This is a genomic window from uncultured Leifsonia sp. (assembly GCF_945957465.1).
Lineage (GTDB): Bacteria > Actinomycetota > Actinomycetes > Actinomycetales > Microbacteriaceae > Leifsonia.
Genome location: NZ_CAMFLC010000030.1, coordinates 20,658 through 47,546 on the forward strand (window position 1 = coordinate 20,658; position 26,889 = coordinate 47,546).

At 69.6% G+C, this 26,889-nt stretch carries 28 protein-coding genes; 11 read left to right on the forward strand and 17 right to left on the reverse strand.

Annotation, left to right across the window (positions count from 1 at the left end; genetic code table 11):
• Nucleotides 1-14: 14 nt before the first annotated feature.
• Nucleotides 15-452 carry a putative immunity protein gene (locus Q0Q23_RS13450; RefSeq protein ID WP_295124703.1) on the forward strand — a complete coding sequence of 146 codons (438 nt, stop codon included), beginning with the start codon at nt 15-17 and terminating at the stop codon, nt 450-452.
• Between the two features lie 24 nt (nt 453-476).
• On the opposite strand, the gene Q0Q23_RS13455 is transcribed toward Q0Q23_RS13450, so the two are convergent.
• The 3 genes from Q0Q23_RS13455 to Q0Q23_RS13465 form a co-directional block, all read right to left on the reverse strand.
• Nucleotides 477-1,442, reverse strand: coding sequence for a hypothetical protein (locus tag Q0Q23_RS13455; protein WP_295124706.1), 966 nt, complete (start codon nt 1,440-1,442; stop codon nt 477-479).
• Nucleotides 1,439-1,789: a GntR family transcriptional regulator gene (locus Q0Q23_RS13460; protein WP_295124709.1), complete on the reverse strand. Its 351-nt coding sequence runs from the start codon at nt 1,787-1,789 to the stop codon at nt 1,439-1,441. Before Q0Q23_RS13460 ends, Q0Q23_RS13455 begins: the two co-directional genes overlap by 4 nt.
• 69 nt (nt 1,790-1,858) lie before the next feature.
• Complete coding sequence (locus Q0Q23_RS13465; RefSeq protein WP_295124712.1) at nt 1,859-2,521, reverse strand: IclR family transcriptional regulator; 663 nt, start codon at nt 2,519-2,521, stop codon at nt 1,859-1,861.
• 124 nt (nt 2,522-2,645) lie between these two features.
• Between Q0Q23_RS13465 and Q0Q23_RS13470 the strand changes: the two genes are divergently transcribed.
• Nucleotides 2,646-4,610: an FAD-dependent monooxygenase gene (locus tag Q0Q23_RS13470; protein WP_295124786.1), complete on the forward strand. Its 1,965-nt coding sequence runs from the start codon at nt 2,646-2,648 to the stop codon at nt 4,608-4,610.
• 68 nt (nt 4,611-4,678) lie between these two features.
• Here the strand turns inward: Q0Q23_RS13470 and Q0Q23_RS13475 are convergent, their stop codons facing one another.
• The gene (locus tag Q0Q23_RS13475; protein ID WP_295124715.1) at nt 4,679-5,467 is read right to left on the reverse strand and encodes an SDR family NAD(P)-dependent oxidoreductase; all 789 of its coding nucleotides are present in this window, start codon (nt 5,465-5,467) and stop codon (nt 4,679-4,681) included.
• A 102-nt stretch (nt 5,468-5,569) separates the two neighbouring features.
• On the opposite strand from Q0Q23_RS13475, the gene Q0Q23_RS13480 reads away from it, so the two are divergent.
• Complete coding sequence (locus Q0Q23_RS13480) at nt 5,570-6,073, forward strand: MarR family winged helix-turn-helix transcriptional regulator (protein ID WP_295124718.1); 504 nt, start codon at nt 5,570-5,572, stop codon at nt 6,071-6,073.
• A gap of 102 nt (nt 6,074-6,175) precedes the next feature.
• On the opposite strand, the gene Q0Q23_RS13485 is transcribed toward Q0Q23_RS13480, so the two are convergent.
• Nucleotides 6,176-6,298 carry a hypothetical protein gene (locus Q0Q23_RS13485; protein ID WP_295124721.1) on the reverse strand — a complete coding sequence of 41 codons (123 nt, stop codon included), beginning with the start codon at nt 6,296-6,298 and terminating at the stop codon, nt 6,176-6,178.
• Between the two features lie 208 nt (nt 6,299-6,506).
• On the opposite strand from Q0Q23_RS13485, the gene Q0Q23_RS13490 reads away from it, so the two are divergent.
• A complete protein-coding gene (locus Q0Q23_RS13490; protein ID WP_295124724.1) occupies nt 6,507-7,406 on the forward strand; it encodes an arginase family protein in 900 nt (299 codons plus the stop codon).
• Nucleotides 7,407-7,616: 210 nt separating this feature from the next.
• Here Q0Q23_RS13490 and Q0Q23_RS13495 read toward each other — a convergent pair whose 3' ends face one another.
• Together Q0Q23_RS13495 and Q0Q23_RS13500 are read right to left on the reverse strand one after the other, a co-directional pair.
• The gene (locus tag Q0Q23_RS13495) at nt 7,617-8,597 is read right to left on the reverse strand and encodes an NAD-dependent epimerase/dehydratase family protein (protein ID WP_295124727.1); all 981 of its coding nucleotides are present in this window, start codon (nt 8,595-8,597) and stop codon (nt 7,617-7,619) included.
• Nucleotides 8,594-9,034 (reverse strand): MerR family transcriptional regulator, encoded by a 441-nt coding sequence (locus Q0Q23_RS13500; RefSeq protein WP_295124730.1) that lies wholly within the window; start codon nt 9,032-9,034, stop codon nt 8,594-8,596. The genes Q0Q23_RS13495 and Q0Q23_RS13500 overlap by 4 nt, the downstream gene beginning before the upstream one ends.
• 101 nt (nt 9,035-9,135) lie before the next feature.
• On the opposite strand from Q0Q23_RS13500, the gene Q0Q23_RS13505 reads away from it, so the two are divergent.
• On the forward strand, nt 9,136-10,290 hold the full coding sequence (locus tag Q0Q23_RS13505; RefSeq protein ID WP_295124733.1) for a serine hydrolase domain-containing protein: 1,155 nt from the start codon (nt 9,136-9,138) through the stop codon (nt 10,288-10,290).
• Nucleotides 10,291-10,382: 92 nt separating this feature from the next.
• Here Q0Q23_RS13505 and Q0Q23_RS13510 read toward each other — a convergent pair whose 3' ends face one another.
• Nucleotides 10,383-10,751, reverse strand: coding sequence for a VOC family protein (locus Q0Q23_RS13510; protein WP_295124736.1), 369 nt, complete (start codon nt 10,749-10,751; stop codon nt 10,383-10,385).
• Nucleotides 10,752-10,811: 60 nt separating this feature from the next.
• On the opposite strand from Q0Q23_RS13510, the gene Q0Q23_RS13515 reads away from it, so the two are divergent.
• Nucleotides 10,812-11,267, forward strand: a complete 456-nt coding sequence (locus tag Q0Q23_RS13515; protein WP_295124739.1) for a MarR family winged helix-turn-helix transcriptional regulator — start codon at nt 10,812-10,814, stop codon at nt 11,265-11,267.
• Here Q0Q23_RS13515 and Q0Q23_RS13520 read toward each other — a convergent pair.
• The 3 genes from Q0Q23_RS13520 to Q0Q23_RS13530 all read right to left on the reverse strand — a co-directional run bounded on the left by Q0Q23_RS13520 (nt 11,256) and on the right by Q0Q23_RS13530 (nt 14,276).
• Nucleotides 11,256-11,543, reverse strand: a complete 288-nt coding sequence (locus Q0Q23_RS13520) for a TetR-like C-terminal domain-containing protein (RefSeq protein WP_295124742.1) — start codon at nt 11,541-11,543, stop codon at nt 11,256-11,258. The genes Q0Q23_RS13515 and Q0Q23_RS13520 overlap by 12 nt on opposite strands.
• A complete protein-coding gene (locus tag Q0Q23_RS13525; protein WP_295124745.1) occupies nt 11,540-13,135 on the reverse strand; it encodes an MFS transporter in 1,596 nt (531 codons plus the stop codon). The genes Q0Q23_RS13520 and Q0Q23_RS13525 overlap by 4 nt, the downstream gene beginning before the upstream one ends.
• A 112-nt stretch (nt 13,136-13,247) precedes the next feature.
• A complete protein-coding gene (locus Q0Q23_RS13530) occupies nt 13,248-14,276 on the reverse strand; it encodes a LacI family DNA-binding transcriptional regulator (RefSeq protein WP_295124748.1) in 1,029 nt (342 codons plus the stop codon).
• Nucleotides 14,277-14,479: 203 nt separating this feature from the next.
• On the opposite strand from Q0Q23_RS13530, the gene Q0Q23_RS13535 reads away from it, so the two are divergent.
• The 4 genes from Q0Q23_RS13535 to Q0Q23_RS13550 all read left to right on the forward strand — a co-directional run bounded on the left by Q0Q23_RS13535 (nt 14,480) and on the right by Q0Q23_RS13550 (nt 18,147).
• Nucleotides 14,480-15,787, forward strand: coding sequence for an ABC transporter substrate-binding protein (locus tag Q0Q23_RS13535; protein ID WP_295124751.1), 1,308 nt, complete (start codon nt 14,480-14,482; stop codon nt 15,785-15,787).
• Between the two features lie 5 nt (nt 15,788-15,792).
• Nucleotides 15,793-16,752 (forward strand): carbohydrate ABC transporter permease, encoded by a 960-nt coding sequence (locus Q0Q23_RS13540; RefSeq protein ID WP_295124755.1) that lies wholly within the window; start codon nt 15,793-15,795, stop codon nt 16,750-16,752.
• Entirely contained in the window at nt 16,749-17,618 is an 870-nt protein-coding gene (locus tag Q0Q23_RS13545) for a carbohydrate ABC transporter permease (RefSeq protein WP_295124759.1), read from the forward strand. Before Q0Q23_RS13540 ends, Q0Q23_RS13545 begins: the two co-directional genes overlap by 4 nt.
• Nucleotides 17,619-17,850: 232 nt before the next feature.
• A complete protein-coding gene (locus tag Q0Q23_RS13550; protein WP_295124762.1) occupies nt 17,851-18,147 on the forward strand; it encodes a DUF2277 domain-containing protein in 297 nt (98 codons plus the stop codon).
• 21 nt (nt 18,148-18,168) lie between these two features.
• Here Q0Q23_RS13550 and mmsB read toward each other — a convergent pair whose 3' ends face one another.
• The 3 genes from mmsB to chvE form a co-directional block, all read right to left on the reverse strand.
• Complete coding sequence (gene mmsB / locus Q0Q23_RS13555) at nt 18,169-19,344, reverse strand: multiple monosaccharide ABC transporter permease (protein ID WP_295124765.1); 1,176 nt, start codon at nt 19,342-19,344, stop codon at nt 18,169-18,171.
• Nucleotides 19,341-20,882 (reverse strand): multiple monosaccharide ABC transporter ATP-binding protein, encoded by a 1,542-nt coding sequence (gene mmsA, locus Q0Q23_RS13560; RefSeq protein WP_295124768.1) that lies wholly within the window; start codon nt 20,880-20,882, stop codon nt 19,341-19,343. Before mmsA ends, mmsB begins: the two co-directional genes overlap by 4 nt.
• A 67-nt stretch (nt 20,883-20,949) precedes the next feature.
• The gene (gene chvE / locus Q0Q23_RS13565) at nt 20,950-22,077 is read right to left on the reverse strand and encodes a multiple monosaccharide ABC transporter substrate-binding protein (RefSeq protein WP_363316253.1); all 1,128 of its coding nucleotides are present in this window, start codon (nt 22,075-22,077) and stop codon (nt 20,950-20,952) included.
• A 360-nt stretch (nt 22,078-22,437) separates the two neighbouring features.
• Between chvE and Q0Q23_RS13570 the strand changes: the two genes are divergently transcribed.
• On the forward strand, nt 22,438-23,463 hold the full coding sequence (locus Q0Q23_RS13570) for a LacI family DNA-binding transcriptional regulator (protein WP_295124771.1): 1,026 nt from the start codon (nt 22,438-22,440) through the stop codon (nt 23,461-23,463).
• A 21-nt stretch (nt 23,464-23,484) separates the two neighbouring features.
• Here Q0Q23_RS13570 and lysA read toward each other — a convergent pair whose 3' ends face one another.
• The 3 genes from lysA to Q0Q23_RS13585 form a co-directional block, all read right to left on the reverse strand.
• A complete protein-coding gene (lysA, locus tag Q0Q23_RS13575; protein ID WP_295124776.1) occupies nt 23,485-24,744 on the reverse strand; it encodes a diaminopimelate decarboxylase in 1,260 nt (419 codons plus the stop codon).
• Between the two features lie 43 nt (nt 24,745-24,787).
• On the reverse strand, nt 24,788-25,693 hold the full coding sequence (locus tag Q0Q23_RS13580; protein ID WP_295124779.1) for a universal stress protein: 906 nt from the start codon (nt 25,691-25,693) through the stop codon (nt 24,788-24,790).
• Nucleotides 25,690-26,889, reverse strand: a 1,200-nt coding sequence (locus Q0Q23_RS13585; protein WP_295124783.1) for an amino acid permease, incomplete at its 5' end; no start/stop codon positions are given. The genes Q0Q23_RS13580 and Q0Q23_RS13585, both read right to left, overlap by 4 nt.

A 26,889-nucleotide genomic window follows, 5' to 3' on the forward strand; every position in this document is an offset into this window, starting at 1 on the left:
GGCAGCCTGGGGAGGTGATCTCCCCGCAGACGCTCGACGATGCCGACCGCCGCGCTGCCGCCGCCTGGGCGGCCGATTGCGCTGAGCGGGTGCTCCCGCTCTTCGAGGCGGAGGCGCCGGACGATCCGCGGGCGCGCGAAGCGATCGGCCGGGCCCGGGCCTACGCGCGCGGCGAGCTGACCGCGGCCGTCGCTCATGTCGGCGCCCACGCGCTGGGCGCCGCCGCCTACGCGGCGCGTGCGGCCTCCCTCGCTGTGCCCGGCGACCCGCACGTCCTCGACGACGAGGTGAACTGGCAGCTGGAGCGGATGAGCCCCGACGTCCGCGCCGCGCTCGGACGCATACCGCGACTGGGCGAGGACCGCTCCGGCCCCCTCGGCCCCGGACTGCTGGCCTCCGGAGTGCTCGCCACGGTCATCCGCACGCTTCAGGAGGCGGTGGGTCGTAGCTGAGACCAGACAACGATCTGGACACTCTCACGAATCTCTTCGTCGCAGCAACGCCCGGAATACGCTCAGAGCTTGCTCTGCGTCAGGCGTTGTCACCGCGATTTCCCCTCCGCCGCGCAGAGTGACCACGATAGCCGGACCACCACGGAGGACGAGGGCTCTCCCACGAGCACCGATCCGGTAACCCCAGCCTCCCCAACGCAGCGGCTCGAGAGTGATCGTACGCACCGAGGTCACATCTTCGAGGCCAACTGACAGAAGTCGGATCCCGATCGTCCCTGACAGTGCTCGAAGCCCACGCAAGTCCACGGTCACTCGGACCCGCGCGAAGGCAGAGAACATCACAACGAGGAGTGACGCCACGATGGCAAAGCTCAGATTGGACCCCTCGGGGCCAGCCAAGAACCACGGCAGGTATCCAAATGCAATTGCGACCAGGACGCAGGCCACCGACGCCCATACGAAGATCGGGACGACCTGGGTCTGCGACCACGCAAGTATCTCGGTCTGGGTGATGTCCAGCTCGTCCGGGTTCCCACGTTCACCGGTCGTCACGTTCGCGGGCGCACATGCGAACGGGAACAATCCGTAGAACAGCGCTGCGACCGCAACCAACCCGGCGCCGCCGATTTCTTGGCCGGGATGACGTGCGACGATAACGCTGATAAGCCATGCTGCCGCAGTGGCGCCCGCGACTGAACCCGAAATCAAGAACCCCCGACGGTGATATTCGCCGTTGCGAGGGCTCATCGCAGCATGCCACGCGAATAGCGCGGCACCACCAGAAATTGCGACCGCAGAGCCGGCGAACACAAAAGTGGGCAGGCGCGAAACCACCTCGTCCCCGGCCCACTGCGTAGGCAACTCCGCGGGGAGCGCCGGCATCCACGCCAGCAGCGACCACACAATCACGAGCGCCGGGGCGGAAACCAGGACTGCCGCAACGCTCCTTCTCGCAATACCGCTGCCGGCATCCGCGATCTCGTCGTTCATGAGATTTCCTCCAGATATCTGACGAGCTGCGGGCGAGTGACTCCCCGACTGGCGGCTCCCCGTACGAGTGCATCGATGGCGTCGAGGACCTCGTTCGGTAGTCTCTCCGGTCGCGGCAAGACACGTGCTCCCCGTCCTTGGCGAAGCTCGACGACACCGGCCGCGCGCAAGATCGAGTACGCCCGAAGAACTGTGTGCACGTTGACCCCAAGTCCCGCGGCCAGGTCTCGTGCCGCCGGAAGTTTCTCCCCCGCCGCTAAAGCTCCCGTACGTACCTGGTCCTGAATAGCCGCGGCGATCTGCTCCGCCAACCCGACCAGCGACGCCCGATCGAGTTGAATTAGCATATTTGAACCGTACTAGAGATATTTGAGGAGCCTACTCAGTGGTTCACAAATCGCCGAAGTGTCGCCCCCTCACCGCAACGCCCGCGCCACCCGTTCCGCCGCCGCCGTCAGGGTCGCGGCGATCGCGTCCACCTCGTACTCGTGCGTGATGTAGACCACCGCCAGCGATGACGGCGTGCCGTCGGGGACGCGCAGCGGCACCGCGACCGAGGACAGCCCCGGGATGATCTCGTCGCTGCTGACCTCGAAGGCGCGGGGCGGGTGAGCGGCCGGGTCGAGCTGGGAGCGGATGACCCGGCCCGGTGCTCCTCGGTCGATGGAGTGCCGGCTGCCCGGCCGTTGCGCCACCGTCGCGGCCGCCCCGCGCGGCTCGGCGGTCGAGAGCGTCACGGCGGCCTCCCCGTCGAAGGACACCACGAACGACGTCATGCCCAGGCCGTCGGCCAGCTCGGCGAGCACGGGAGCCGCGGCGATGTGCAGGGCGCGGGCGACGTTGCGGGCGAGGGCCACCAGCCGGACACCGAGCTCCAGCTCGCCGGAGGGCGTTCGGGTCACGAAGCCGTGGGCTTCGAGCGTGCGGACCAGCCTGTACACCATGGAGCGATGGAGGCCCAGCCGGGCCGCCAGGTCGGCGACGGTGAGCGGTGTCGGCGACTCCCCGATGAGCGCCAGGACGGTCAGGCCGCGTGAGAGGGTCTGCGACCCGCCGTCCGCGCCGGTCGTTTCGGCCATGACGCCCTCCCTGTTGCCGCGCTACCGACGAAGAGTTAGCCTTGTAGCGATTATTAGATCAGTGTTCCAACTATAGAGACAACACTCTCGGGGCACAACGGTCGTCATTCGAGGAGGAATGAGCGTGCAGATCCACTACCGCGGCTACGAGTCCGGCGATCCCCGCGTCAAGCCGGCAGCCGGTCACGGCGTCGACCGCCCACGCGAACTGCCCGACCGGATGGACGTCCTGATCGTCGGGACCGGCCCCGCCGCCGCCGTGGTGACCGCCCAGCTGTCGCGTTTCCCCTCGATCGACGCGCGCGCGATCGAGAAGCGCCCCGGCCGGCTGGAGGTCGGCCAGGCCGACGGCATCCAGGCGCGCTCGGTGGAGACCTTCCAGGCGTTCGGGTTCGCGGGCGAGGTCATCGAGGAGGCGTACCGCAACGTCGAGATGTGCTTCTGGAAGCCCGACCCCGCCGACCCGTCGCGCATCGTGCGAGCCTCCCGCGCCCCCGACGACGCGACCGGGATCAGCGAGTTCCCGCACATCTACGTCAACCAGTCGCGCATCCTCGACTACTTCCTGCGCGACGCCGAACGCGCACCGGGCCGCATCGTGCCCGACTACGGCATCGAGTTCGTGGACTGCGAGATCGACCCCGACGCGGAATACCCGGTGAGCGCGCGCATCCGCTACTGCCACGGCCCGCGATCCGGGGAGGAGCGCACCGTTCGCGCCAAGTACCTGGTCGGCGGCGACGGCGCACGCAGCAGCGTGCGCACCTCGCTCGGCCACCGCCTGCACGGCGATGCGTCGATGCACGCCTGGGGCGTCATGGACATTCTGGCGAACACGGACTTCCCCGACATCCAGGTGAAGTGCTCGATCCAGTCGCACGACGCCGGAAACATCCTGCTCATCCCGCGCGAGGGCGGCTACCTGGCACGGATGTACGTCGATCTCGGCGAGGTCGACGACGCGAACCCCGGCGCAGTGCGGGCCACCCCGATCGAGGACATGATCGCGAAGGCCAACCGCATCCTGCGCCCCTACACGCTCGACGTGAAGGCCGTGACCTGGTGGTCCGTCTACGAGGTCGCGCACCGCATCACCGACGGCTTCGACGACGTGCCGCCCGAGCTGACCGGCGAGCGGCACCCGCACGCGTTCATCATGGGCGACGCCTGCCACACCCACTCGGCCAAGGCAGGCCAGGGGATGAACGTCTCCATCCAGGACGGCTTCAACCTCGGCTGGAAGCTCGCCGCCGTGCTGGAGGGCCGCGCGCCCGAGGAACTGCTCGACACGTACGCGGCCGAACGCAAGGTGATCGCGCAGAACCTCATCGACTTCGACAAGGAGTGGTCGGGGATGATGGCCAAGCCCGTCGACGACTGGGAGGACCCCGCCGAGCTGGAGCACTGGTACGTGAAGACGATGGAGTTCCCGGCCGGCTTCATGACCCAGTACGCGGAATCGCTCATCACCCTCGGCGGCGAGCATCAGGAGCTCGCTCCCGGTTTCCCGATCGGCAAGCGCTTCAAGTCGGCGGAGGTCATCCGCCGCGCAGACAACCGCTGGCGTCACCTCGGGCACTTCCACGAGGCCGACGGCCGCTGGCGCGTCTACGTCTTCGCCGACGCCGCCGCTCCCGCCCTCGTCGGGACACCCACCGCCGACTTCGCGGAGTGGTGGGCGACCGATCCCTCCTCGCCCCGCGTGCGCTACACGCCGGCCGGAGGCGACGACGACGCGGTCTTCGACACCAAGGTGGTCTACCAGCAGGACTACACCGACGTCGAGCCCGGCGACGTGCCCGCCGCGTTCAAGCCGGCCAAGGTTCCGTACGGCCTCCACGACCTCAATCAGATCTTCTCGGCGGGCCACGGCCGCGACATCCACCGCGACCGCGGCATCGGACCGGAGGGCGCGATCGTGATCGTGCGTCCGGACCAGTACGTCGCCGCCGTCCTCCCGTTGACCGCCCGCGCGGAACTGACCGACTTCTTCGCCCGGCACATGCTCGAACCCGCGCAGAGGCTGGCGGACGCCGGCCGCAGCGAACGCGACGAGGTCGAGATCGGCGCCCGCGTGAACCTGCTCTGATCGTCGAGACGTGAGTAATCGCCGGAATCGGACCTCGGATTCCGGCGATTACTCACGTCTCGGCGCGTCTAGAGCAGACCGGTGAGCACTCCGCCGTCGGCGCGGATCGCCGCGCCGTTCGTGGCGGAGGCCAGCGGACTCGCGAGGTACGCGACCAGCGACGCCAGCTCGCTCGGCTCGAGGAACCGTTCGAGCAGGGTGGTGCGGTTCTGACCGATGATCGCGGCTTTCACCGCGTCGACGGGAGCGGAACGGTCGGCCGCGATGGACTCCACAGCGGCGGCGACGCCCTCGGAGTACGTCGGGCCGCCGAGCACCGTGTTGACCGTGACGGCCGTGCCGCGGGTGAGCTTGGCCAGCCCGTTGCCGAGAGCGGTCATCGCCGCCTTCGTGACGCCGTAGTGGATCATGTCGGCCGGCACGTTCACGCCCGACTCGCTGCCCACGAACACGATGCGACCCCAGCCGCGCTCGAGCATGCCGGGGAGGACGCGGCGCGACAGCCGCACGCCGCTCATCAGGTTGACCTGCAGGTAGCGCGCCCACTCGTCGTCGGTGATCGAGCCGAACGCCTCCACCCCGAAGAGTCCGACGTTGTTGACCAGGATGTCGACGTCGCCCAGCCGGTCGAGCAGCCGCTCCACCTGCGCCGGGTCGGCGAAGTCCGCCACGAGGCCGCCGTGTTCGCCGGGGTGCGCACGCCGCAGCCGCTCCGTGGCGGCGGCGACGGACTCCTCGCGCCGGCCGTTCAGGATGACGCGGGCGCCCTCCGCGGCGAGCGCCGAGGCCACCGCGTAGCCGATCCCCTGCGTCGACCCGCTGACGAAGGCGGTCGTGTCGTTCAGCTGCAGCTCCATGCCTCTCCTCCCCTGCGGTCGCCGCCGCACCGGTTTCACTTGCTCAGGAAAGTGACACTACCCGTCTTCACTTGCCTGAGCAAGTCAGTTAGGCTCGTCCCCATGACGCCACCGACCGATTCCACCGGTCTGAGCACAGCGCAGCTGGAGGCCTGGGCTTCGATCGCGACGCTCCTGGAGCGGCTGCCCGCGGCGCTCGACGCGCAACTGCAGCGCGACAGCGGACTCACCCACTACGAGCAGGGCCTGCTCTACGCGCTCGACACCGCGCCCGACCGCACTCTGCGCCTGAGCACGCTCGCCGGCTACGCCAGCAGCACGCTCTCGCGGCTCTCCCGGGCGATCTCGCGGCTCGAGAAGAAGGGCTGGGTGCGACGGGAGGTCGACCCGACCGACGGCCGCTTCACCCTGGCGATCCTGACCGGAGCAGGGCACGACCAGGTCACCCGGTCGACGCCGGCGCACCACGCGCTCGTCGAGCAGCTCGTGTTCGCGCCGCTCACGGACGCGCAGGTGCGGCAGTTCGCGGCGAACTGCCGACGGATCGCGTCCACCATCGACCCGACCGCGCCGGTCTGGTCGCCTCCGTCGCCGAAAGGCGCGTGAGGGAGCGGCTACCCGCCCGGGTTCTCGACGGGCGCGCCCTCCGGGTCGGTCCCGTGCTCGGGGTCGACCTGGTCCGGTTCCGGCTGGTCGCCCGGCCGAGCCTCAGCGGTCATCGGCTCCGCCTCCCGACGCCGTGTCCCCGCCGTCGTCCGGCTGTTCCGGATCGGTCCCCGAGCCGTCCGGGAGGTCGTCGGCATCCGGTCGTGCTGCGGCGTCTCGTTCCATCGTGCGTCTCCTTGTCGTCGATCGCGCGACGGTACGCCGGGTCGCCGCGGCGCGCCAGGGGCGCCCGAGGAATTGAGTGGGGAAGCCCAGGCGAGCCGGCACCGCGACCCGCCCAGCGGCCCCAGTTCTGGGTGGAGATGCGCACGCTCGGGCGCGCCTATCCTGATCACGTCGTTCCCATGCGCTGACCCGAAAGGCGCCGGTTGAAATGAACTCCGTCGTCGACCTCACCCCGAGCCCGGCTGCGGTTCCCCCACGACCTCGGGAGGCCTCCCCCGCCGCCTCCGCCGTGCCCTCCACCCGCGCGGCCGTGACCGCGTTCGTCGACGGCGTGTCCGGCCACAACGACCGCGCCGGGCGGGCGACGCTCGCGCTCGCGCGTGAGCTGGGCACGCGCCTCGGCGCGCCGATCTCCGTGATCGGCGAGACCTCACCGGGCCGCAGCCTCGGCTGGCGGGCCGCGTTGCAGCAGTCGCAGCCCGAGTTGGAGGCGCTGGCCGACGCCGCCGCGCACTCACTGCGCACCAGCGCGTTCAGCGCGTTCTGCGTGACCAGGAACGCCGCTGCGATCGCGACCCTCCCCGCCGTCGCCCGCGCGCATCCGGACGCCGCGGTGGTGTGGATGGGCGCCCACCCCTGCTTGCACAGCCCGGGCACCACCCGCACCGGCGACCTCAGCGGCATGGCCCTCGCCGCCGCGACCGGCCTGTGGCCTTCCGGTCACGGTGACGACCTCGCCCTGTCGAACGTCGTCCTGCTCGGAGCCCGCGACCTCGACCGCGCCGAGAAGCACGTCATCGCCAACTCGCCCATCCGCATCATCGCCTCGGGCCCGCTGATGCAGGAGGAGCTCGCCGCGACGATCGCCGGACGCGACGTGTTCGTCCACTTCTCCGCCGACGCCCTCCGCCCCGGCATCGTGCCCACCGACTTCCAGGTCGCCGACGGCCTGACGATCGACACGGTCGCGGAGACGGCTCGCACGCTCGCGCACGAGCGCGTGATCGGCCTTCAGATCACCGAGCTGGAGGCCGACCCGACCGACCGTTTCAGCACCTCCGCGCAGCTGATCGTCGAGATGCTCGTCCCGCTGCTGCCGCGCGGCTGAGCCCCGCAGGGCACGGCGCCGCGTGGCCGGCGCTGCGGGCCGTGCGGGCGTAGCCCGCGCAGGGGACGCAACACGCCGCTATGGCTCCCGGGTGACGGCGTGTTGCGACCCCGGGGCGGCGAGCGGGCGCGGACATGCTGCGAGGGCGGGTCGCCGGCCGTTGGCGCCAGGCGCGACCCACCCTCGTCCCTATTTCTGAGGATACCTCAATTAAGCGGGATCGGCTGCGAGCATTCCCAGATCACGGAGGCTGGTCGCGGTCTCGACGATCGTCTCGACCGCCGGCCGCGGCCGGAACCCCAGCTCGGCCTTCGCGCGCTCGTTGTGGATGACGAGCGGCGTGGGCTCCTCGCCCGGCACCTCCGCCGTCGGAACCCGGCTGGCCAGGTCGCCGAGCTCAGCTCGCAGCACGTTCGCGACGTCGAGGAACGTCATGGTCGGGCCGTCGGCGAGCACGAGGTAGCGCTTGCCCGCAGCGCCGGGAGTCGTCATGGCGGCGATGTGCGCCGCGGAGACGTCCCGCACGTCCGCGATCCCGAACCGCTGGCGCGGGACCGCCGTCATCACGCCGTCGAGCATACCCGTGAAGAACTGCAGCGACGAGCGTGCCGAGCCGGTCAGGGTCGGCCCCGCGATCCACGTCGGGTTGACGACCACGAGCTCCGTGTCTCCGCCCTCCCGGTCGACGAAGTCCCAGGCCGCGCGCTCCGCGACCGCCTTCGACAACGGGTACACGGGGAGGCCGGGTGTGGCCGGGTCGGTCCAGTCGGACTCGTCGTACTCGCGCACCGGTTTGGGCGAGTAGCCGACGGCCGCGAACGAGGAGGTCAGCACCACGCGGCGCGCTCCCGCGTCGCGGGCCGCCCTCAGCGCACGCAGGGCGCCGTCCCGCGCCGGCACGACGACCTCCTCGGGAGCGGTCGTCTGGATCATCGGCGAGGCGACGTGATAGACGTCCTCGACTCCCGCCAGTGCCGACGACCAGCCGTCGTCCTCGGTGAGGGACGCCGCTGCGAACGACAGCCCGGCGTCGTCGACGCCCCCGCGTCGCACGGCCTGCCGCACCTCGTCGGCACGATCGAGGCTCCGGACGGTCGTGCGCACGTCGATGCCGGAGGCGAGAAGATCGGCGATGAGCCGCGTGGCCAGATAACCGGTACCGCCGGTGACGAGAACCCGTGCGCCGCTCATCGGAACGTCGCCTCGAGTCGCGGGAGCATGGCCTGGAGCTCGACCTGCGCCTCGGCCTCCGCCGCGGCGTCCGCTCGGTCGCGGGCATCCCACAGCGAGGCCTTGGCACGAAGGTAGTCGAGGTGAGTGCGCAGCGTCACGATCTGCTCCTCCACGCGCTCGGCGTGCCGCAGCAGGATGTCGCGCTGCTCTGCCGCGGCCTTCTGACCCCGGCTCCGGTTGGACTGGTATGTGCGCATGTCTTCGATGCCGACGCCCATCGCCCGCAGGCAGGCGAGCACCTGCGCCGCGTCGAGATCGCCGTCGTTGTACCTGCGGTGCCCGCTGCTGTCGTCGCGGGCGATCGGCCCGAGCAGGCCGACCTCCTCGTAGTACCGGAGCGTCGGCTCGCTGAGCCCGCTCTGCCGGGACACGTCCTGGATGGTGAACCTTGTCATGGCTCCATCAGAACAGACCTCAAGCGCTTGAGGTCAAGAGGCGTCTCAGTAGCCCGCGAGTACGATCGAGCTGCACTCGACCACGGGAGGATCCGCACGGCATGAGCGACCCAGACGTCCACGGCACCGCCCGCGCCGGGTTCGAACGCGTCGCCGACGCCTTCCGGCGGGGCTTCGACCGCCGCCCGACGATGGGCGCCGCCGTGAGCGTGCGCATCGAGGGCGAGACGGTCGTCGACCTCTGGGCGGGCATCGCCGACGAGCGCGACGGGAGGCCCTGGCAGGACGACACGGCCTCCGTCATCTTCTCGTGCACCAAGGGGCTGATGTCGATTCTCGTGGCACGCCTCGTCGAGGACGGCCGCCTCGACTACGACGCGCCCGTCTCACGGTATTGGCCGGAGTTCGCGGCGGCGGGCAAGAAGGGCGTCACCGTCGCGGAACTCGTCTCGCATCGCGCCGGGCTCTCCGCGCTGCGGCAACCGCTCGCCCTCGACGACCTCCTCGTGTGGGGAACGGTGCCGCGGCTGCTCGCTGCCGAGGAGCCGCTCTGGGAGCCGGGCACCGGCTACAGCTACCACGCGCTCACCCACGGGTGGCTCACCGGAGAGCTGGTCCGCCGGATCACCGGCGAGCAGCCGGGTGCTGCCTTTGCCCGGCTCATGCGGCCGTGGGCTTCGGATGTCTGGATCGGCGTACCGCAGTCCGAGGAGCACCGCGTGGCGCACCTCCAGCTCTCGGAGAGCCAGCGGGCGGCGGCGCGCGCCTCGGAGGCGGAGCCCGTGCGCTGGAACCTCCTCGCCTCCACGCTCGGCGGCGCGCTGCCGGCCGAGCTGGCCACGCCCGACGGCGGCTTCAACGACCCGCGCGTGCACGCCGCGCAACTGCCCGGTGCCGGCGGCATCGCGACCGCGCGCGCACTCGCCTCGATCTGGTCGGCGACCGTGACTCCGACCGACGGAGTGCGCCTGCTGAGCGACGACACCCTCGACGCGGCCCTCGTGCCGATGAGCAGCGGCGAACCGGTGTTCCCCACGCCCGGTCCGTGGCCCGTCTGGGCGCGCGGGTTCATGGTCCGGACCGCCGCCGACACCCTTCTGGGCCCGCGCAGCTTCGGCCACGACGGCGCCGGCGGCCAGCTCGGCTTCGCCGACCGCGACGCCGCCGTGGGCTTCGGCTACGTGACCAACTGGATGGAGGCGGGCGACCGCCGCTCCGCCGACATCGTCGACGCGCTGCGCACGGCTCTGGCCTGACCGCCGGACGTCGGCGCTCGGCGAGCACCATGCCCGCGAGCGCCATACTCGCGAGCACCGTGCCCGGCACACCGCGCCGATCGCTTCGGCGGTCAGGCGCGGTCGTGCAGAGTGACGTGGTAGCCGTCGGGATCGGCGAACGTGAAGGTGCGGCCGAACGGGCCGTCGATCGGCGCCGCGACGATCGCGTGCCCGTCGGCCGCGAGCGCGTCATGGATCGCCTGCACGTCCGTCGCGTGCAGCCAGAGCGCGACCCCGACGCCGGGCTGGGCGGCGGAGGCGAGGTCGGTGCCGGGCAGGAGGTCGCGGAGCGCGAACGCGATGGGCGACGTGGCGAACACGACGGCGTGCGGAGGCCCGGCGGGCGAGCGGGCGAGGCCGAGGTACTGCTCGTAGAAGGCCTGTGAAGCGTCGAGGTCGCGGACCTGCAGGGAGATGAAATCGGGACCGGTGGCGGGCATGATGTGCTCCTTCAGTTGTGTCAGTTTTCTGACATAGCGACCCTATGTCAGACTACTGACATGAGTCCAGAGCGTGCCGGGATCGATTTGGAGACCTCGCTCGGCTACCTGCTGAAGGAAGCCTCCAGCGCCCTGCGCTCAGCGATGGAGGACGTGCTCCGACCGCTGGGGATGAGCGTGACCCACTACTCGTGCCTCGAACTGCTCGCCCAGCGCCCCGGCCTGTCGAACTCCGAGCTCGCCCGCGGCGCCTTCGTCACCCGGCAGACGATGAATGTGCTGCTCCAGGCGCTCGAACGCGACGGCTTCGTCACCAGGGCGACGCATGCGCCCGTCGGCAAAGCCCTGCCGACGCGGCTCACGCCCCGCGGCCGCCGAAGCCTCGACACGGCGACCGCCGCCGTCCGCGGCGTCGAACTGCGGATGCTCTCCGGCATGACGGCGGCCGAGCAGTCGGCGGCATTCCACAGCCTCCAGAGCATGGTCCGGGCGCTGCGCGCGGGGTCAGGCGACTGAGCGCGGCCGGAGCGCCGGAAGCAGCACGTGGTCGACGAGCTCGGTCACGGCCGCGGCGTCGAGCGCGCGCTGCCGCAGCGTCACGCTTCCGAACGCAGCTGTCGGGATGATGCCGGCGATCAGCTCGACCCGCACGTCGTCGGGTACCTCGCCGCGCTGGATCCAGCGGTGGATGACCTCGACCAGTGCCCGCACCGGTGGGCGGCCGATGGCCGTGTTCGCCGCCTGGAACAGCTCGGGGTCGTTGCGGAGTTCGCCCAGCAGGCTGGCCGTCACCGCGCCGCGCGCCGCACCGCCTCGGTCTGCAGCAGGTGCTCGACGACCGGCTCTCCGTCGGCGAGCGCCCTGGCACGGTCGAGCAGCTGGCGGTCGTACTCGGTCATCCGCTCCTCATGCTGGCTCAGGTGCTCGCTCCACGATCCCACCTGGAAGGCCTCCACGACGATCGCCGGGTCCTCACGATCGGTGTACAGCCGCCAGTCGCGCGCTCCGGTGCGGCGGCGCGAACGGCCGACCGCGTCCATCCGCGCGGCGAAGTCGTCCCGCCGTTCTGCGGGCACCGTGTAGCGGATCAGCACCAGCACCGGGTTCGCCGCCGAGTCGTCTAGCGGCTCGCCCGAGACCAGGGGTACGTCGGTCAACGGCATCGTGACGATCGCGCGGCCCTTGTGGCGCGTGTCGATCGCCGGGCGGAGCGCACCGACGATCCCGAGCACCACCAGGAGCACGCCGCAGCCGATCAGGACGCCGACGACTCCCGCCCAGGTCGCCAGCGCTCCGGTTACCGCCGCACCGACCGCGGTCGAGCCGAAGAGCACCAGCTGATAGATCGAGAGCCCGCGCGTGCGCACCCACACCGGCAGGAACGACTGGACCGTGCCGTTGATCGTCGCGATCACGCCGATCCACGCGAAGCCCGCGACGGCCAGCACGAGGAGCACGAGCCAGAGCGACGAGATCACGGCCACGGCGAGGGTGCAGAGGCCGAACACGGCCGAGGCGGCGGCGACGATCGCCCCGGTGCTCCAGCGTGCCCGCAGCGGCGGGAGCAGGAAGGCCCCACCGACCGAGCCGACGCCGAGCGAGGCGAGCAGCAGGCCGTAGCCACCGGCGTCGAGATGGAGCTCGGCACTCGCGAGCACCGGCAGGAGCGCCCACAGCCCGTTCGCCGGCAACAGGAAGAGGGCGAGCCGCAGGTACAGCCCGCGGATCGCACCGGCGTTCCGCACGTAGCGCACCCCGGCGCGGGTCGCATCCAGGAAGCGCTCCGGCCGGCCGCGCGGCGGCACGTACCGGCGCCAGACGAACAGGGCGACCAGGAACACCAGGAACGACAGGGCGTTCGCGACGAAGACCGCCGTCACCCCCGACTGGGCGACCACCAGGCCGGCCAGCGCCGGACCGATCGCGCGTGCGACGTTGACACCGATGGACGACAGCACCGCCGCGTCCGCGATCATGGGCGTGGGCACCACGTCCGGCACGACCGCCTGATAGGCGGGCAGCTGGAGGGCGGAGCCGGCGCCCAGCAAGAAGGTCACGGCCAGCAGCAGTGCGGGCGTCATCGCGCCGGCCCAGGTCAGCCCGGCCAGGCCGAGCACGATCAGGAACTGAGCGGTCTGCACGACGATCAACAGCGTCCGCCGGTTGAAGAACTCGCCGAGCACCCCGGCTGGGAGGGCGAGCAAGAGCACGGGCGCCGCGGCGGCGGTCTGCACGAGCGCCACGACCGACGCCGGACTCCCCTGCTCGACGAGCAGCCACTGCGCACCGACGGTCTGCATCCAGCTGCCGATGTTGCTCACCAGCCCGGCGATCCAGAGCAGACGGAAGACACGCACACCGAGCGGGGCGAAGGCGGAGGTCATGGCCGGGCTCCAAGCGACGAAGACGTGAGAGAGCCAACGGTAGTTCGCCCGGGCCGCCTCCGCAAAGAGCCGTCGCGCACGCTGCGGCAGCCGGGCCGGCAGGTCTCGGCGGCTACCCCGCCGCTCGCGCGGTCGAGGCCCGCACCACCAGTGTCGTCGACAGGTCGACGCGCGGCAGCACGGCGGGCGCCGGCTCGCCGGAGAGCTCGGGAGCGCCGAGCAGGAGCCGCACCGCGACCTCGCCCATCTCGGCGATCGGCTGCCGCACAGTCGTCAGGGGAGGCGTCCCCCAGCTCGCCTCCGGTACGTCGTCGAACCCGACGACGCTGAGGTCGGCGGGCACGCGCAGCCCGGCGGCCTGCGCCGCGTCGTACACACCCATCGCCATCAGATCCGAGCAGGCGAACACCGCACCGGGGCGGTCAGGGCCGCGCAGCAGCGGGGCGATCGCGTCGGCGGCGCGGCGGCGGTCCCAATCGCCGTGCACGACCACCGGCGCCGGAGCTCCCTGGAGCTCCAGCGCCGAACGGAACCCGTCGATCCGCGCGCGGCTGTACAGATGCGTCCGGTCGCCCCCGACCACAGCGAACGCACGGTGACCGAGCGCGAGCAGGTGCTCGGCGGCCGTCCGGCCGCCGTCCCAGTTGGTGACGCCGACACGCATCGCGGGAGCGCTCGGCTCACTCATCGGCGTGACCAGCACGACGGGGATGCGCGCCGCCTCCAGCGCGGCGAAATGGCTCGGGGCCGGGTCGACCAGGACGACGATGGCGCCCTGAGAGGGCCGGCGCAGCAGTCGGGACACCCAGTTGCCGTCCTCCCGGGCCACCGTGATGACGACGTCGACGTTCGCGGCGGTGGCCGCGCTCTCGACACCGGTGAGCACGCCGTTCGCCCAGGTCCCGTGCACGTGATTGACGACGAGGTCGATCATGGCCGGTGCGTCGGGCTCCGGGGCGCTCGGCCTCGTGGCGCGCGCATACCCGACGGCACGCACCGCTTCCATGACCCGGTCGCGCGTGGCCGGTGAGACGTCCGTCCCCCCGCGGAGCACCTTGGACACGGTCGGGATGCTCGTGCCGGCCATCCCAGCGACATCGGAGAGGGTCGGTCGGTCGCGCCTGGCGTCCTCACCGTTCATGCGCACAGCCTATCCGCGGCGAAGTCATTGCGCAAACTTTCGTGGAGTTCTTCTCTTGCGCGTCGGTCAGTTCGCTGAAAGTATGGCCCGGCGACGATGTCGAGCGTCGAAAATTTGCGCAAATCGCTCGACCACGCCACCTCTTCAGGTGTTCGACGAAGAAAGCCGCCGGCGTTTCCCCGGCCGATAGAGGAGAAGACAGCATGACGAACGGGTCGAGTTCCGGAACCATCACTCGCCGAGGACTGCTCGCCGGCACCGGCGGGCTCGCCGTGCTCGCCGCACTCGCGGCGTGCAGCGCGCCGGGCGGCACCTCGTCGTCGACCGTCAAATTCTGGAACATGCCGTGGGGAGGGACCGCCTTCTCACCCCTGGACAAGAAGATCACGCTCGCCTACAAGCCGGCGAAGGGGCTGCCCGCCGCCGGGTACCAGGCCGTGCAATGGTCCAACTTCACCACGACGTTCGCGTCGGCGATCGCCTCCAACACCGGCCCCGCGGTCAGCAGCGGCAGCGGCACCCAGGCGTTCCAGTTCGCCGAGAAGAACTACATCGCGTACGCCGACGCGCTCCTCGACTCGTGGAAGGGCAACGGCCTGTTCGACGACTTCCTGCCGGGCGTCCTCGACACGATGAAGACGAGCAAGGGCTACGTCGCCGTCCCCTACAACCTCGACATGCGCGCCCTCTGGTACCGCAAGTCCCTCCTCGAGAAGGCCGGGGTGGAGCCGCCCACCGATTGGCAGTCGTACCTCGACGTGAGCGCGGCGCTCAAGAAGATCGGCGTCTTCGGCTTCGGAATCGCATCCGGGGCGCAGGGCAACGGTTTCCAGGCGCTCGTCGGGCTGCTCATCAACAACGGCGGAGGCCTGTTCAATGCCGACCAGAAGCCCGACTGCGTCACTCCGGCCAACATCGAGGCGCTCGAGTTCGTCGTCGAGCTGATCCGCAAGGGCTACATGGACCCGGGCAGCGTCAGCTACTCGACCACCAACGCGCAGAGCCAGTGGAAGGCCGGAACGTTCGGGATGGGCTTCGAAGGGCCGGGCCTGGCGCAGGTGCTCGGCGGTCCGCTGGTGCAGGACATGGCGGTCACCGAACCCCTGACCGGCGCGCGCGGAGGCAAGGGCGCGCTGTACTTCCCGAACAACATCATGATGTACAAGCACACCCCGAGCCAGAAGGGGTCGGAGGCCTTCCTCACCTACTACTACAAGAACATGGCGCCGCTGTGGACGCAGAACACCGGCATCGGGCTCCCCGTGCTCAAATCGATCGCGAACACCCCGCAGTTCCGGTCCGACGCCAATGCCGTCACCATGATCGAGAAGTGGCAGCCGATCTGCAAGACCTGGGCCGCGCCGGGAGGCGACGCCCTGTTCGCCGACGTCACCCTGGTGGACAGCACGCCCGCGATGAGCACCTGGGCGCAGAGCGTCCTGTCGCTGAAGGCCACTCCGAAGGAGTCGCTGCAGACCCTCCAGAAGACGCTGACCTCCCAGCAGAAGTGACCCGCATGGCCACCCCGACCGCACTCGAATCCGTCCGCCGCGCCCGACGCGGTGTCGCCGTCGCCGGGCGCGGGCGCCCGGGCGCCCGACCGCCCCGCCGCCCGAACTCGGGGACCCTGACGTTCGTGCTGTTCGCGACGCCGGCGGTCCTCCTGCTCCTGCTGCTCAACCTGTACCCGCTCCTCTACGCCGGCCAGCAGTCCCTGCGCAACGGCGATCTCGTCGATGCGGGCACCTTCGTCGGCCTGCAGAACTACGCGACCGTGCTCACCTCTCCGCAGTTCTGGCACGCCGCCTGGTTCACCGTCGTCTTCACGGTCGTCGGCGTCTTCGGCAGCTGGGCGATCGGTCTGGCGCTCGCGCTGGTGCTGCGCACCCGAGTGCCGGCGAACGGGCTGCTCAAGGTGCTCCTGCTGCTGCCGTGGGTCGTGCCGATCGTCGTCTCGTCCACGTCGTGGAACTGGCTGGTCGCCACCCCGCAGAGCCCGCTGCCGCTGGTGGCCAAGGCGCTGGGCTTCGGCGACGTGCTGTTCCTGGCCGACCCGCTGCTCGCGCAGCTCACGGTCTGCGTGTTCAAAGTGTGGGTGAGCTTCCCGTTCATGATGATGATGATGTCGTCCGCGCTCGCCTCCGTCGACACCAACGTCTACGAGGCGTCGCGCGTCGACGGCGCGTCCGGCTGGAAGACCTTCCGGTTCATCACGCTTCCGATGGTCGCGCGGCCCACCTACATCAGCTGGATCCTGATGACGATCTTCTGCGTGAACGACTTCCCGACGATCTTCCTGCTGACCGGCGGCGGCCCGGTCGACTCGACCCAGACCCTCGTCGTCCTCGCATACACGACGGTGTTCCAGAACTTCCAGACCGGTCCCGGCGTCGCCATCGCGTTCCTCATGACGCTCGTGCTCGTCGTCGTCAGCGTCACGCTCTACCGGCAGATCCGAAAGGCGGCCATCGAATGACGGCACTGGTCCAGCGGACCGCTCCGCGTGCACCCCGCACCCGCGTCCGGCCCCGGCCGGCCGGTGACCGCGGCCGGTGGTGGAGGTTCAGCCTGCTCGCCGTGATCACCGCCCTCGTGCTCGTGCCTCTGGTCGCCGTGGTGCTGCTCTCGCTGCAGCCTGCTCTCGGCAGCTCCGCCACCGGGGTCACCCTCGACAACTACGTGAGCGTGATCACCTCCACCGATCTCGGGCGGTGGGTGGGCAACAGCCTCCTCGTCACGCTCGCGACGGTCGTCGTGTCGGTCGTGATCGCCGCCCCCGCGGGGTATGTGCTGTCACGCGGACGCGGGAGGCTGGTCGCCGGCTTCTCGCTCACGCTGTTCGTCATCCAGTCGCTGCCGGTGGTGACGGCGATCATCCCGCTGTTCATCCTGTTCGCCGGGCTGGGACTCGTCGACACGTTGGGCGGCGTCGTGATCCTGTACGTCGGCGGCACCCTGTCCGTCGCGATCTGGATGATGGCGGCGTACTTCGACTCGATCCCGATCAGCCTGGAGGAGGCGGCGTGGATGGACGGCTGCTCCGTCTTCGGCAGCTTCTCGCGAGTGGTGCTGCGCAACTCGCTGCCCGGCATCCTCTCCACCGCGATCTTCGCGTTCCTCCTCGCGTGGAACGACTACCTCGTCGCCGTGGTGTTCCTGCGATCGGATCAGAGCTACACCCTCCCCATCGGGTTGCAGACCTTCTTCCAGCAGAACCAGACCGACTGGGGGCCGGTGATGAGCGTCGCCGTGGTGATGATGATCCCCCCGATCATCGTGTTCGCCGTGCTCAACCGCTACTTCAGCGTCGGCGGGATCGGCGGTTCGCTGGCCGGGCGCTGACAGCTGCCGATGGGCGCTACTGCCGCTGCGGAAGCGCGACCGATCCGGTGGTGACGGGGACGGTCTCGGCGGTGATGCTGTGGTCGGTGTCGCGGAGGGTGCGCTCGATGTGGTCGCGGAGCGAGCTCATGGGGGTGGTTCCTTATCGTGCTGTCGGGTGACCAGGACATCCTGCGCCATGCTTCCTGAGAACTCCCAGAGCAAGCGGGGCCGATGGCGGTATGGTCACGGCATGTGCCGGAACATCCGCTGCCTCCACAACTTCGAACCGCCCACCACCGACGACGAGGTGCGCGAGGCCGCCCTGCAGTTCGTCCGCAAGGTGAGCGGCTCCACGCGCCCGTCCCGTGCGAACGCCGCCGCCTTCGATCAGGCGATCGACGAGATCGCCGAGGCCACGCGCCGGATGCTCGACCAGCTGGTCACGAACGCACCCCCGAAGAGCCGCGAACTCGAGGCTCTCAAGGGCAGGGAGCGCCACGAGAAGCGCATGGAGCGCGAAGTCCGCATCCGCACCGCCACCGTGTGACCGCCGCGGCGGCCCGCCGGGTCACTGCCCGACGGACCGGCGCTTGTTGTAGACGTCGAACGCCACGGCGGCGAGCAGCACCAGACCCTTGATGAGCAGCTGGTAGTCGCTGTCCACTCCGAGGATCGACATGCCGTTGTTCAGCACGCCGATGATCAGACCACCGATGATGGCACCGGTCACCGTGCCGATGCCGCCGGTGACGGCCGCACCTCCGATGAACACGGCGGAGATCGCGTCCAGTTCGAACCCGTTGCCCGCGCTCGGGCTCGCCAGGTTGAGCCCCGCGGTGAACACGAGCCCGGCGACCGCGGACAGCACACCCATGTTGACGAACAGGAGGAACGTCACGCGCTTCGTCTTCACGCCCGAGAGCGCAGCCGCCTGCAGGTTGCCGCCGATGGCGTAGATGTGACGGCCGAAGACCGAGCGGTTCATCACCGCCGAATAGGCGACCACCAGCACCGCGAGGATGATCAGCACGATCGGCGTGCCGTTGTAGCTGGCGAGCAGCAGGGTCATCACGAGCACGAGCGCGACCAGGAACACCAGCTTGACGGTGAACCACCACAGCGGCTCGTCCTCGAGGTCGTACTTGCGTCGAACGGCGCGCTGACGGATCGACGTGTACAGGATGGCGACGCTGGCCAGCAGGCCGAGGATCATCGTCAGCGGCTCGTAGCCCGTCGTGCCGAAGGCCGGGAGGAACCCGGACCCGATCGCGCGGAACTCCTTGGGGAAGAACGAGATCTGCTGGTTGCCGAGCGCGATCTGCGCGGCGCCGCGGAACGCGAGCATGCCCGCCAGCGTCACGATGAACGCCGGAATGCCGAAGTACGCGATCCAGAAGCCCTGCCAGGCGCCGACGAGCGCTCCGAGCACCAGGCAGAAGAACACCGCGAGCGGCCACGGGAGATGCCACTGCGAGATGAACACGCCGGCCATCGCACCGATGAAGGCGACCACGCTGCCGACCGACAGGTCGATGTGGCCGGCGATGATCACCATCACCATGCCGATCGCGAGGATGAGGATGTAGCTGTTCTGCACGATCAGGTTCGAGACGTTGATCGGCGCCAGCGTGATCCCGCTCGTCGCGATCTGGAAGAAGACCACGATGGCGATCAGGGTGATGAACAGCCCGATCTGACGCAGCTGCCCGGCGAGGTAGTTGAGTGCTTTGGTGAGCGGTTTCATCGGTTGTTCTTCTCGCGTTCCTTGGTCATGAATTGCATGAGGTATTCGGCCGTCGCCTTCTCGCGCGGCACGTCGGCGGTGATCCGGCCCTCGCTGAGCGTGTAGATGCGGTCGCAGATGCCGAGCAGCTCCGGCAGCTCGGAGGAGATGACGACGATGCCCTTCCCCTGGTCGGCGAGCCGGTCGATGATCGTGTAGATCTCGTACTTCGCGCCGACGTCGATGCCCCGCGTCGGCTCGTCGAGGATGAGCACCTCCGGATCGGAGTACATCCACTTCGACAGCACGACCTTCTGCTGGTTGCCGCCGGAGAGCTTGCCGGTGAGCGTGAGCACGTTCGGCGTCTTGATGTTCATCGAGCGGCGGTACTCCTCCGCGACCAGCGACTCCCGGTGCTCGTTCACGAACTTGAACCAGTTGACGAGCTTGTCGAGGGCGGCGATGGAGATGTTGCGCTGGATGTTGTCGATCAGGTTCAGCCCGAAGTGCTTGCGGTCCTCGGTGGAGTAGGCGAGCCCGTTCTCGATCGCCTTCGACACCGTGTTGACCGAGATCGGCTTGCCGCGCTTGTAGACCTGGCCGCTGATGCCGACGCCGTAGCTGCGGCCGAAGATGCTCATCGCGAGCTCTGTGCGGCCGGCCCCCATGAGTCCGGCGATGCCGACGATCTCGCCCGCGTGCACGGTGAAGCTGACATCGTCGACGACCTTGCGGGTGCGGTCGAGCGGGTGGTGCACCGTCCAGTTCTCGACCCGGAGGAGCTCCTCGCCGATGTGCGGCACATGATCGGGGAAGCGGCTCGCCACATCCCGGCCCACCATCCCCTTGATGATGCGCTCTTCGCTGGCCTCCTTCCCCATCTCGAGCGTCTCGATCGTGCGGCCGTCGCGGATGATCGTGACGCGGTCGGCGATCGCTTTGATCTCGTTGAGCTTGTGGCTGATGATGATCGCCGTGATGCCGTGCGACTGCAGCTGGCGGATCAGGTCGAGCAGGTGCGCCGAGTCGTCGTCGTTGAGGGCCGCCGTCGGCTCGTCGAGGATGAGGATCTTCACCTCCTTCGACAGCGCCTTCGCGATCTCCACGAGCTGCTGCTTGCCGACCCCGATGTCCTTGATCTTGGTGATCGGGTTCTCGTGGAGGCCGACGCGGGCCAGCAGCTTGGCGGCCTCGAGGTTGGTCTCGTTCCAGTCGATGAATCCGCGCTTCTGCCGCTCGTTGCCGAGGTAGATGTTCTCGGCGATCGACAGGTAGGGCGACAGGGCGAGCTCCTGGTGGATGATGCCGATGCCCGCGGCCTCGGAGTCGTTGATCGACCGGAACTCGACGGGTTCGCCGTTCATGACGATCTCGCCCTCGAACGTGCCGTGCGGGTACACGCCCGACAGCACCTTCATCAGCGTGGACTTGCCCGCTCCGTTCTCGCCGCAGATCGCGTGGACGGAGCCTTCCTCCACGCTGATGGAGACATCCTGCAGCGCCTTCACGCCGGGGAAGGACTTCGAGATGTTGCGCATCTCGAGAATCGTGTTGGTCATGGTTTCCCTTGCTCGGGTGCGTCCCGGGCGGCCCGCTCGGCGCGGGCCGCCCGGGAGCGCGTCGACGTCACTTGAGGTCGGACTCCTTGTAGTAGCCGCTGTCGACGAGGACCTTCTGGTAGTTGTCCTTCGTGACCACGACCGGCTGGAAGAGGTAGCTCGGCACGACCTTGACCTTGTTGTCGTAGCTCTTGGTGTCGTTGACTTCGGGCTTCTTGCCCGTCAGCAGGTCGTTCGCCATCTTGGCGGCCTCGTTGGCGAGCTTGCGGGTGTCCTTGTAGATCGTCGAGTACTGCGTGCCCGCGATGATCTGCTTGACGCTGGCCACCTCGGCGTCCTGGCCGGTGATGATCGGGATCTGCTTGCCGCCCTGTCCGTAGCCGGCGCCCTCCAGTGCGCTCAGGATGCCGTCGGAGAGGCCGTCGTAGGGCGAGAGCACGCCCTGCACGGTCGCCCCGGTCGAGTACGACTTGGCGATCAGGTCCTGCATGCGGGCCTTGGCCGTGGCCGGGTCCCAGCGCAGGATCGCGACCTGGTTGAAGTTGGTCTGGCCGCTCTTGACGACCAGCGTGCCGTCGGCGATGTAGGGCTTGAGCGTGTCCATCGCGCCGTTGTAGAAGAACGTGGCGTTGTTGTCGTCCGGGCTTCCGGCGAACACCTCGATGTTGAACGGCCCCTTGGCTCCGGTCTTGTTGCCGCTGGCGTCGAGCACGCCGAGGCCGGTGAGGAGCGAGTTGGCCTGGTAGACGCCGACCTTGTAGTTGTCGAACGAGACGTAGTAGTCGACGTTCTTGTCACCGGTCAGGAGGCGGTCGTACGAGATGACCTTGATGCCGGCCTTCGCGGCGGCGTCGAGCTGGTCGGTCAGCGAACCACCGTCGATGGAGGCGATGATCAGCACCTTCGCGCCCTTGGTGATCATCGTGTTGATCTGCTGCACCTGGGTCGGGATGTCGTTGTTGGCGTACTCGAGATCGACCTTGTAGCCGTTCTTCTCGAGGTCCGCCTTGACGGCGTTGCCGTCGGCGATCCAGCGCTCCGACACCTTCGTCGGCATCGCGACACCGACCAGCGCGCCCTTGTTGTCCGTGCTGCCGGAGCCGCCGGCGTCGCCGCCGCGGCCTCCGGTGCAGGCGGCGAGCGCGATCACGGCGCCCAACGCCACTGCGGCCAAAGCCACCTTCTTGAGTTTCACTGTGATTCCCCTTCGAGCGATGAGGCGACCGGTACGCCGAATGCGTACGGACTCGCCGGACCGGGAACCGTCGGCAGTGCGGCCTCCAGCGTTCGACGGGGCGATGTGCAACACCAGGCGCCGCGGCTGTGCGGCCAGAGTGCTGACATCCGTGACTCCCTCGTCGTATGCTGGACCGCATCCGATATATGTGACCGGTCCCAGAACGTGTTAGACGATATGGCCATTCCCCGATCCCGTCAAGTGGATCGCGGCGAAGCGACCGAAGAAGGGGCGAGCCGGAACGCACAGGATGCGCAATATGATCAGCACATCGATCGAGCGTGGCAGTGGCGCCGTGCTCCTCACGGGACAGGATGCATGGAAGACCGCAGCACAGGCGATCAGCGGCCGCTCTCGATCCGGGACATCGCCCGCCTCGCCGGGGTGTCCCGTCAGACGGTCTCGCGCGTGCTCAACGGCGAGCGCTACATCAAGCCGTCGACCGAGGCCGTGGTCCGCAAGGTCATCGACGAGAACGCGTGGCGGCCGAACAGTGCCGCGCGAGCGCTGGCCACCTCCAAGACCAGGACGATCGGGGTCCTCGTCTCGGCCCGGTCGCACTACGGACCGTTCAGCGCGGCCGCCGCGATCGACGACGCCGCCCGAGCCAGGGGCTACGCGATCCTGTCGGCGACACTCGAGCGGGAGGACGACGCGAGCATCTCGGCGGCGCTGGACGAACTGGTGACCCACGGGGTCGAGGGCGTCGTGATCATCGCTCCGCAGCAGCGCGCGCACGAGGCGCTGCAACGCGTCGCCATCCGGGTGCCGTCCGTGAATCTGCACTGGGCGGACGAGCAGGGCGGCCACACCGTCTCGATCGACCAGGAGGCGGGCGCGCGCCTCGCGACGCGGCACCTCATCGAGCTGGGGCACACGCGCATCCGCCATCTCGCCGGCCCGCAGGACTGGAAGGAGGCGGAGGACCGCATGAACGGCTTCCTCGCCGAGCTCTCCGACCACGACCTCCCCGCGACCGCGCCGCTGCTCGGAGACTGGACGGCCGATCTGGGCTACGAGGTGGGGCTCCGCCTCCTCGAGCATCCCGACTTCACCGCGGTCTTCGCATCGAACGACCAGATGGCGCTCGGCCTGATCCACGCCGCGACCGAACTGGGGATGTCCATCCCGCGCGACCTCAGCATCGTCGGCTTCGACGACATCCCCGAGGCGAAGCACTTCGCGCCGCCGCTGACGACGATCCGACAGGAGTTCGCCTGGATCGGCGCCCGCGCGATGGATGTGCTCTTCGCCGCGATCGAGGGCATCGAGACGCCCGCGATCGAACATCCGGCGCCGCAGCTGATCGTGCGGGCGAGCACGGGACCGCCGCCGGGGATGTGACGGCCCTTCCAGGTCGACCCCTCACACGTCGCGGTCGAAGAGGTCCTCCCAGGTCTCGCGCCGGATGACGGCGCGCGCCTCGCCGTCGCGCACGAACACCACCGGCGGCCGCCGGTAGCCGTTGTAGTTGTTCGCCATGGTGTGCGTGTACGCGCCGGTGGCCGGGACGGCGAGGAGGTCGCCGACCCGGGACACCGGCAGCCGCAACGGGTCGATGAGCACGTCCCCCGACTCGCAGTGCCGGCCCACCACCACGACCTCCTCCTCGTCCTCGTCGTGCATGCGGCCGGCGAGGACGGCCTCGAAGCGCTGCTGGAAGAGCGCGACCTCCAGGTTGTCGCCCATGCCGCCGTCGACGGCGACGAAGTTCCGCGCGTCGCGCTTGACGGTCGTGACCGTGTAGAGCGTGAACGCCGACCCGTTGACCATGCTGCGGCCGGGCTCGATGATGATCTCGGCGTCGGCGGGCAGGTGCTCGTCGGCCGCCGCGAGCAGCGCCTGGACGTACTCGTCGACGGTCGCGGGCCGATCGGCGGTCGTGTACCGGGCGCCGAGTCCGCCGCCCAGGTCGTAGACCGGGAACGCGCCCAGGGCGGCCAGCGGTGCGACGGCCGCCGCGAGCTCCGCCGGGTCCATGATCTGCGACCCGACATGGGCGTGCACGCCTCGCAGCTCCAGGAGCGGGCTGGCCTCGATGCGCGCCATCAGGGGGCGCGCGGCGGCGGCGGTCAGCCCGAACTTCGAGCCCACCTGCCCGGTCTGCACAGCGGGGTGCGTCGACGACTCGACTTCGGGGACGATCCGGACCAGCACGCCCTGCGCGCGTCCCGGCGCGACCAGCTGCTCGAGCCGGTCGACGTCGTCCGCGTTGTCGACGACGACCAGGCCGATCCCGGCCTCCACCGCGATCCGCAGCTCCTCCGTCGTCTTGGCGTTGCCGTGCATCACGACGAGCGCCGGATCCACTCCCGCGCGCAGTGCGCCGAGGGTCTCGCCGCCGCCCGCGACATCCAGGCCGAGCCCCTCCTCGACCATGACCCGCTGCACCGCGGTCGCCGGGAACGCCTTCGACGCGAACACAACGCGGGCGTTGGCGCGGCGCGACGTGAGAGCCGTGCGGTACTCGCGCGCCCTGGCGCGCAGGGCGGTCTCGTCGACGACGATCGCGGGGGTCCCGAACTCGCGCGCGAGGTCGTCGACCCGGCAGCCGCCGACGACGAGCGTGCCGTCGGGGTCGACGGCGGCGCCGGTCGGGAACAGATCGAGAAGGGGGTGGGTCATCGGTGCGTCTTTCGGTCCGGTTCTGGTGCGGTGCTTCGGAGGATCAGTCCCGTTCGCGGCCGTGGAGTCCGTGCGGCACGACGACGACCGGCACAGGCGAGTGGCGCAGGATCTTGGCGGCGTGCGAGCCCAGGAACACGCGCGCGATGGGGCCGAGCGTGCTGGATCCGACGACGAGCAGCTCGCCCGGTTGCCAGCCGATGTCCGCCAGCGCGTCCTCCCAGGTCTCGCCGCGTCCCACGGCCACATCGGAGACGGCCGGAGCGTCCGGCAGTTCGGACAGCTGGCGGACCACCGACGCCGCATGCTTCTCCACGTCCGCCGCCCAGGTGTCGGCGATCGCGACCTCGGCGTCGAAACCGGCGCCCGACGTGCCGGAGTCGCGGGGCACGACGGCGAAGGAGGCGACCCGCAGGTCCGCGCCGACCGTCGCGGCCACCTCGGCCGCCCCGAACACCAGGTCGGCCGAGGCGCCGGTGCCGCGGTAGGCGGCGGTGACCCGGCCGACGCGCGCGTCCTCCTCGGTGCGGTACCCGGCCGGCGCGATCGCGACGGGGACCGGCGATGCGTGCAGCAGGGTGTCGCTCGCCGAGCCGAGCGCGATCCGCCCGGGCTCTCCCCCGCCGGCGGAACCGACGACGATCAGCGACGCCCCGCGCTGCTCCGCCAGCTCCAGGAGGCCGCGTCGGGCCGACGGCGCCTCGTACAGCAGATACTCGGCCCGGATCGACCCGCCGAGCACGGCCGCGGCGTGGTCGAGTGCGCTGTCCGCGTTCTCCCGGGTGAAGCCGCGCCACTCCGCGTCGGCGCCTCCCGCCGTGGTCGGCCAGGCGGGCGGCACGATCGCGGCCACGACGAGGTCGGCGCCCGACGAGCGTGCGAGCATCGCCGCCAGGTGCAGAGCGGACGCCGACCGATGCGCGGGAGCCACCCCGACGACGATGCTCATTTCCTGCCCGCCTTCCTGCGCTCGGCGGCCGCTCTGATCTCGCTGCGACTCGGCTGCCCGAAGTTGCTCGTGTACGGCGCCTCGGACTCCACGACCGGCCGCCCCGCCTGCAGGGCGGAGTGCGTGCGGCCGTAGAACCAGTAGAAGACGAGGAAGGCGGCAGTCCAGATCAGGAAGACGACGATGGTGATGAGCCGCAGCTGCGTGATGATCGCGATGCAGCCCACGATCGACAGGATCGGGATGGTCCAGCCCAGCGGCAGCCGGAATCCGCGCTCCAGGTGCGGCTCGCGCACCCGCAGGATGATGACGCCGAGCGACACCACGAGGAACGCGACCAGGGTGCCGATGCTCGTCATCTCGGCGAGGAAGTCGATCGGGATCACGGCGGCGAGGATGCTCGTCGCGATCATCACGATGACCGTGTTCTGCACCGGCGTCATCGAGCGCGGGTTGACCTTGGCGAACACCTTCGGGATCATCCCGTCGCGCGACATGGCGAACAGGATGCGCGTCTGACCGTAGAGGACGACGAGGGTGACGGAGAAGATCGAGATGATCGCGCCGATCGCGACGATGGTTCCCGGCCAGCTGGAGCCGACGATGTTCTGCAGGATGGCGGACAGGCCGGCGTCCTGGTTCGCGAACGCAGCCGGAGCCTGCGCGCCGAGGGCGGAGATGCAGGTCAGCACGTAGAGCGCGATGATGATCAGCAGCGCGAAGATGATGGCGAGCGGCAGGTTCCGCTTCGGGTTCTTCGCCTCCTCACCGGCCGTCGACACGGCGTCGAGACCGACGAACGAGAAGAAGATGATTCCGGCCCCTCCGACGATCCCGGCGAATCCCGCGGGGGCGAAGTCGTGGAAGTGGTCGGCGTTCCACCCGGTGAAGGCGACGGCGCAGAAGAACAGCACGACGGCGATCTTGATGACCACCATGATGCTGTTGACGGTCGTCGACTCACGCGCCCCGCGCAGGAGCAGGAGCGAGCACAGCACGATGACGATCACGGCGGGGATGTTGACGATGCCGCCCTGCTCGGGAGCCTGCGAGAGCTGCACCGGGAGCTGCCAGCCGAAGAGGTTCTGCAGCAGCTGGTTGACGTACTGCGACCATCCCACGGCGACCGCCGCGGTGGACACGCCGTACTCCAGCAGCAGGCAGGCCCCGACCGCCATCGCCGTGCCTTCGCCGAG